At 45.4% G+C, this 6956-nt stretch carries 4 protein-coding genes and 1 pseudogene; 3 read left to right on the top strand and 2 right to left on the bottom strand.

Annotated features, from left to right (window positions below):
* Window positions 1-191: 191 nt before the first annotated feature.
* Window positions 192-1079 carry a TraB/GumN family protein gene (locus tag QME20_RS17935; protein ID WP_039234928.1) on the bottom strand — a complete coding sequence of 296 codons (888 nt, stop codon included), beginning with the start codon at window positions 1077-1079 and terminating at the stop codon, window positions 192-194.
* 403 nt (window positions 1080-1482) lie between these two features.
* Between QME20_RS17935 and QME20_RS17930 the strand changes: the two genes are divergently transcribed.
* The 3 genes and pseudogenes from QME20_RS17930 (at window position 1483) to QME20_RS17920 (ending at window position 5694) form a co-directional block, all read left to right on the top strand.
* Complete coding sequence (locus QME20_RS17930; protein WP_281716351.1) at window positions 1483-2448, top strand: alpha/beta hydrolase; 966 nt, start codon at window positions 1483-1485, stop codon at window positions 2446-2448.
* 261 nt (window positions 2449-2709) lie between these two features.
* Window positions 2710-4923 carry a TonB-dependent siderophore receptor gene (locus QME20_RS17925; RefSeq protein WP_281716350.1) on the top strand — a complete coding sequence of 738 codons (2214 nt, stop codon included), beginning with the start codon at window positions 2710-2712 and terminating at the stop codon, window positions 4921-4923.
* Window positions 4924-5014: 91 nt separating this feature from the next.
* Window positions 5015-5694, top strand: a pseudogene (locus tag QME20_RS17920) (Fe2+-dependent dioxygenase).
* A 56-nt stretch (window positions 5695-5750) separates the two neighbouring features.
* Here QME20_RS17920 and QME20_RS17915 read toward each other — a convergent pair.
* Window positions 5751-6848, bottom strand: a complete 1098-nt coding sequence (locus QME20_RS17915) for an alpha-hydroxy acid oxidase (protein WP_281716349.1) — start codon at window positions 6846-6848, stop codon at window positions 5751-5753.
* Window positions 6849-6956 lie beyond the last annotated feature (108 nt).

Raw genomic sequence — 6956 nt, 5'->3', positions numbered from 1 at the left:
GTGAAGGTGGTCGTACAGTAGGTGCTGGTGTTGTATCTAAGATCCTAGACTAATCTAGACTTAGCAACACAAGCCAAAAAAAGCGCACTTAGGTGCGCTTTTTTTTATGCCTGCGATTTCCCTCTGTAATAGGCATAAAAAAGCTAGGATTATGCCTAGCTTTGATATTTAGGTCGGTAGCAACAAGGGGGTTACATTTGCTCGACTTTGTAGCCTTTCGCTTTTAATAAGGCGATAACACTGTCATCGCCAACTAGGTGGCCAGCACCGACTAAGACAAATTCTTGGTCATCATCGCCAAACATGGCTTCGATTTGAGGTAGCCAGTTTTGGTTGCGCTTAGTAAAAACATCGTCGTACGAAGCGGGAGATTCACGTTTGAATGTGTCTACCACCAGTTCATCGATTTTCTGAGTATTCCCTTCTCTCCATGCTTTTATGGTGCTTTTAAGCATGTCTTTTAGCTCTGGTAGCGTTTCCAAAGTTTCAGAAATGAGGCGGTCTTCTTCACCGGCTCCCATATTGGCAAGCATACTGATTTGAAAATCTAACGATTCCAGATATTCACTGGCTTTTCCGTCGCGAGCAGCTAACTGCATGAAGTAGGCATCTACACCTTGTCCAGCTAACTGAGAGCGTTGTGCTTCCATAGCTACCAGCATTGATGCAACCATGCCTGGCTTAAATTGCGCTAATTGATCGGCTGTTGCGCCAAAGTTGGCTAAATAAACATTGAGAGCCTGATAGGTCTCTTCTGATACATCATCTTTAAGCGACTTACCGTCTTTGTAAGCTAGCCCAGCCATCATTTTTTGCTGACCTTCAATATCCGTTGGGGCAGGCATTTTTACTTCAAAAACTAAAGTGTCACTTTTTTCATAGGTTTCAGTGAACGTAGCGGGCAATGGAAATTCAGAGATTGGCAGAATATGTATTGTACCACCTACATAAACCGCATCATCGCCTTTCGACACTTTCCAAACTGAGGTCTGGTCGTGCTCTACATTTCCTGCAAAGGCTGTTGCCGAAATAGCGAAACTTGCCGCCATTGCCCATTTACGAAGGGGTATTCTTTTCATTGTATATATCCTTATTAACTATTCTACCAAGATGTCTTAGAGTGTATTGGCTACATGCAGCTTAATTCTTCCTGTCTGCCCTCAAAACACGCTGCGCTCGACTAGTATTTCCAATCATATCAGATGCACAACCAAGTAAGGACTGATCTTCAATACAGATTTTATTACTCTTTGTTGTGTCACCTTAATGTAGAACCAATATACCTGTGGTAACACGCCGCGGTCGCGAACATTTTAACTCTCGCTGAGTGAGTAATTATCTGTGCGGACTGGTATAAACTATATGTTGAAGCTTCGGGCGAGTGAATACGTTACGCTAAGCACTCCATATTCGGTGTAGGCTGGTAGGATTTATACATTCTTGGCACCAACTCGCTGCTTATTAACTTTAACACTGCAAATAATGTCAAAACCTAACGAACCAAAAACACAGACCGTTAGTGATGCTCTTAAGCATGCTATCGAAAGATTTCCGACGACACCTATCGCAGAGGTTAAGGCAACGGTACCTCAAGATGCTGCTAGTTGGCGGGAGCTCGTGCAGCAACGAAATGCGCAGCAAAAGAAAAAAGTAAAGAACATGCGCAAGCAATTAGGTGTCAGTGTGGAGTTACTGGAAATAGCCGGCGTAACAGTTCGTAAGCTCACGCCGAAAGAGGTGTCACCGCATTTTGAAAACCATGTTTATATAGACGTGCATGGGGGCGCCTATGTATTTTTTGGCGGCTTGCCGAGTATTGAAGAAGGGTTATTGATTGCATCACGGTTAGGAATAACCGTATTGAGTATAGATTACGCTATGCCGCCAAATGCCCCAGCACCTGCCGCGCTTTGTGATTTAAAAGCTGTATACCTAGCGCTTTTAGATAGCGTTGACAGTCGTTGCATCCTCGTTGGAGGGACATCCGCAGGCGCCGGGCTGGTTCTTGCGCTTATACAATCACTGGCCGCCGAGAGTATAAGCCTTCCTTGCGCTATCTATACTGGCACACCATGGGTAGATTTAACGCAGGCAGGGGATAGTCGACAAGTTAATGAAGGCGCTGATCGTGTACTGGTTTCCTACGAAGGACTACTACAATCTGCGGCAGCGCTTTACGCTGGAACTATCGACTTATCACACCCTAGTGTTTCGCCTATTTATGGTGACTTTACTTCGTTTCCGCCTGTTTTCATCGTGGCAGGAACACGCGATCTATTTTTAAGTGATGCAGTCCGTCTGCATAGAAAAATTCGCGATTTCAACGGTACGAGTCAACTTGAGATTGTGGAAGGCCTGTCTCATGCGGAATACCTCATCGCCCATGAAACTCCAGAGTCTTATATGACCTATGATGAACTAAGGGCATTTTTTTTACAGCATCTCTAGCTCAATTCTACAAAACCATACTGTTACAAAACACCTTTAGCCAATGAAAAAGAAAGCCATATGAGCTTGTGCTTATTCTTAATCAACCCGCGTTTTATCAGTTCTGACTGTCAGTTTAGTGTAAATTTGTAAAAGCATATGCAAATAATAATAATTTGCATTTGGTTTAATCTCTCTGTATTTTACTCGGTGCCAAAATTCAACTCGGTACATTTAGGCATTTAATCACACACTTAAAAGCACTAAAGGGACTTCTTTTTCATGAAGAAAATGAATACAAAAAAAAGCGCACTAGCGCTGACAGTCACCGCAGCAATACCATTTGGAACTGCACTCGCTCAACAAGAGAATACCGCAGTTCAAGAGTTAGAAACCACTAAGGTTCAAGCTACCGAAGAAGCGGGTTATAAAGTTGACGAAACCTCTTCAGTAAAGCTAACGCAACCCATCGCGAATACCCCTCGTTCGATCAACGTGATTTCAGGACGCCTTCTTGAAGATCAGGGGATTACCAACTTAAACGATGCGCTTCGAAACGTTGCTGGCGTATCAACGTTTGGTGGTGGTGAAGGTGGTGGCGGTGTCGTGTCTGCCAGCGACAAGGTCACCATTCGTGGTTTTGATGCACGCTCAAATATCTATGTAGACGGTATTCGCGATATAGCTGGTTACAGCCGCGATACTTTCAACTACGAAGCTGTAGAAGTTATCAAGGGCGGAAGCGGCTCGTTAGACGGTCGCTCTACCGGTGGTGGTAGCGTTAACCTGGCAACTAAGCGTGCGCGACTTGAAGATTTTGGTGCAGTGTCAGGTCGCTATGACTCTTTCGAAAACGCACGTGTAACACTGGATTACAATAAGAAGCTTTCTGAGAATGTTGCGGGCCGTTTAAACCTGTTATACAGCGATGGCGGTGACTTCTTTGACAATAGCGTTGAGGAATACCAAACCACTGGTGTGGCGGGCTCATTACTTTATAAAGTGAATGAAGCAACAGACATAAACCTTGATGTATTTGTGATGGAGCAGGATAACGTTCCGGTGCTTGGTCTTCCCTTCCTAACTTCAGCGGCTGCAGAAGCTACAGGTCAGCCCGAAGGACCGATAGATTCGGGTTTATGGGACGAATATTACAGTGTGCCGGGCCGCGACTTCGAAGAAGTGTCGACACAAATGTACACCTTAGTTATCAATCACAAAGTAAACGACGTGGTAACGCTTCGTAGCCAAACCCGTTTTGGTAGCAACGAAAAAGAGTCAGTAATTGGTCGTCCGTGGTGGAATTCAGGTGAAGAAGCTAACCTATTGAATGCTGAGCGCTTGCAAGCATTGGACGAAGAGACTGATTTATTTGTATCACAACTAGACGCAATTCTTTCACTTGAATCAGGGGCTTTGAAGCATCGAGTTGTGCTGGGTGCAGAAGTAGCAGAAGAAGAGCGTACCAGTTTTGGTGTGACAGCAAATTACACCTATGTCGATGGGCAAGGCAATGTGTTGGAAGCTCCCACCATTAACCCTTTCGACTTGCAAAACAACGTGTTTGTAACAGGTGGTACAACGCATAGCGGCAATGACAATTCGGGTGATGCGAGCACGGTAGCCTTATATCTTCTAGATACCATCAAAGTCGGTGAGCACCTTCAAGTAGACATAAACGCGCGTTATGACGATTTTGATATCTCCGGTTCTGCGTGTGGTCGACGTAGCGGTTGTTTCGATGGGCTCGACGCTCAAGACAGCTACTTTAGCTACGGTGCAGCGGTGAGCTATATGCCTACAGAGAGCGGTAATATTTACCTAAGTCACAGTAATTCTAAGCAGCCGCCCGGCGTAGCGTTAGCGCTATCAACCAACGCCGCGCAAAATGCGGTAAGGCCTGAAAATGCAGTAACCACTGAACTTGGTGTGAAATGGCAGTTCTTTAACGACCAGCTACTTGTTAGCGGTGCTGTGTTTGAAACTACGAAAGACGTGGTCGATTCACAAAATATTGAAGACGGTGTCACAGTGTATTCGCTAGCGGGTGAGCAAGAGTCTAAAGGCTATGAAGTCAGCGTTACAGGTATGCTAACGGACTCACTATCAATCTCTGCAAACTATGCGAGTTTAGATACTGAAGTTACCCAGGACACGACAGCGGATTCTATCGGTAACGGTCTACAAGCGTCGCCAGATGATACGGCTAACATTTGGGTTAACTATGCTGCAATGGATAACAAACTGAATGTGGGCGGTGGTATCTATTACAACTCTGGCGAAACCTACTGGCGCAGAAATACGGCTTATTTCACGGTCGATTCTTACACTACGCTTTTCCTAATGGCATCTTATCAAGTGACAGAGGATCTAAAGCTTCAGTTAAACGTTGATAACTTAACAGATGAAGAGTACGTGGTAGATTACAGCGCTAAAGGGCACTTCCGTCCAGGGAACCCTCGAAGTGTAGCTGTCTTTGCTAACTATACTTTCTAATTGAGTATTCGTTATTATAAAACCAGCCTTAGGTAAAAAGACCTCTGGCTGGTTTTTTATATTTTACTCGCTTTGCCACAATGGGAACATCATGCTGGTTAGAATTGAGAACTTCCTTACCAAACAAGAAGTCACCGATGCGGTGTCGCTTCTTGAGAAAGCCGATTGGGTTGATGGCGCTGTAACAGCGGGGCATTTAGCGTTACATGCCAAGAAAAACCTGCAGTTGCCTGAAGATTCTCCCACGGCACGTCAGCTCGGAGATTTCATTTTGAGCTTGATGGGTCAGTCGCAGCATATTCTTGCAGCAGGATTACCAAACAAGATATACCCTCCCATGTTCAACTGCTATCAGAGTGAAGGAGAGTTTGGCGATCATATCGACAATACCATTAGGCGAGTGGCAGGAACCGCTGTAAAGGTTCGTACAGATATCTCAATGACGGTTTTTCTCAGTGAGCCCGAAGAATATGAAGGGGGAGAACTCGTAATCCAAGATACCTATGGAGAACAACGTGTAAAGTTCGCTGCGGGCGATATGGTGATGTATCCCTCGACCAGCTTACATAGAGTGACGCCAGTTACAAAAGGCCGTCGGCTCGCGTCCTTTTTTGGATGCAAAGTTTAGTAAGAAGTGCTGAGCAACGCCGTATTCTGTACGACTTAGATATGAGTATTCAGGCACTTAGCGCCGAGACTCCTAATAACGCTGAAATTGTCAGGCTTTCGGGTGTGTATCACAATCTGTTAAGACAGTGGAGTGAAACCTAAGCTTATAGACTTGCAAGTAGTGCGTGTTTGCGCGGTGAAATTTTCTAAGAAATTATCTAATCTGTGGGCCATAAACAGTGCTCATTTATTTCTCCTATGGTGCCTACGCCGCAAAGCGCCATTGTCATTTCAAGCTCGTCTCTCAACAATCGAATAGTGTGAGCAACACCCAATGCTCCCGCCGTGGCTAATCCGTACATCAGAGGCCGACCAATAAGCACGGCGTTAGCACCCAGTGCCATGAGCTTTACCACATCAGCGCCTCTGCGCACACCGCTGTCGGCCAGTACCATCATTTCATCACCAACCGTTTGGCGAATAATAGGAAGCATTTCTACCGGTGAAGGCACGCTGTCCAAAGCACGGCCGCCGTGATTCGACACTACAATACCCGCTACGCCAAGTTCCGCTGCTTTTTGAGCGTCCAGTGGATTAAGAATACCTTTCAACACAATGGGCAATGACGTGTGTTGCTGGATAAAAGCAATATCGTCCCATGTAGGAGCCTGTGCCATAAGCCCTTGAAATACAACGCTCTTGCCTTCTCCGGGGTGCACTAAGGGAGGAGGCGTATCTATATTGACCGCGCGCACATTTGGAGGGAGCGAAAATTCAGCTCTCTGCTCACGGTTTCGCAAGCCGTTAATTGGCGCATCGATGGTGATTACCAATGCTGAAAACTGAAAATGTTCTGCTTTTTGTATGAGTTCTAGAGTTTGTGAACGGGTAGGTTGAACATAGAGTTGAAACCAGCGGGGGCTTTCCACCTGATTAGATATATCTTCAAAGGAGCGACTGGCTAACGTGCTCATCACCCATAAGCCGCCTTGAGCTTGTGTTGCCATCGCCGTCGCAATCTCACCATCGGGATGCGCTAACGCTTGATAAGCAACAGGCCCTGAAATTATAGGGTGTTCAAACTGCTGCCCTAACAAGGTGGTTTTAGTTCCCCCCAGTTTGACATCTTTCAAAGCGCGGGGAAGTAAACACAGGTCGTCTAATTTTTCTCGATTTCTTCGCATCGACAATTCATCTGCAGAGCCACCGGCAATATATGCCCACGATTGTGGGGTTAGTCGCTCCCGAGCCAGGTTCTCGTAATCAGACAGTGCTGCAAGGGTTTTAGGAATTGTATTTAGCGGTGTTTTAAGCATATTCGTCAGTTTTATGTAAAGAAAGTAAAAAGCCTTTCAATATTAATTAAATTGCAAATGATAATAATTGTCATTAAGATGCAGTGCGATTTGAGCACGATTAGCCAC

This window comes from Alteromonas sp. CyTr2 (assembly GCF_947311905.1).
In the GTDB taxonomy this organism is placed as follows: Bacteria; Pseudomonadota; Gammaproteobacteria; order Enterobacterales; family Alteromonadaceae; genus Alteromonas; species Alteromonas macleodii.
Note: the sequence above shows the minus strand (reverse complement) of the source record. Positions and strands in the feature narration are given on the sequence as shown.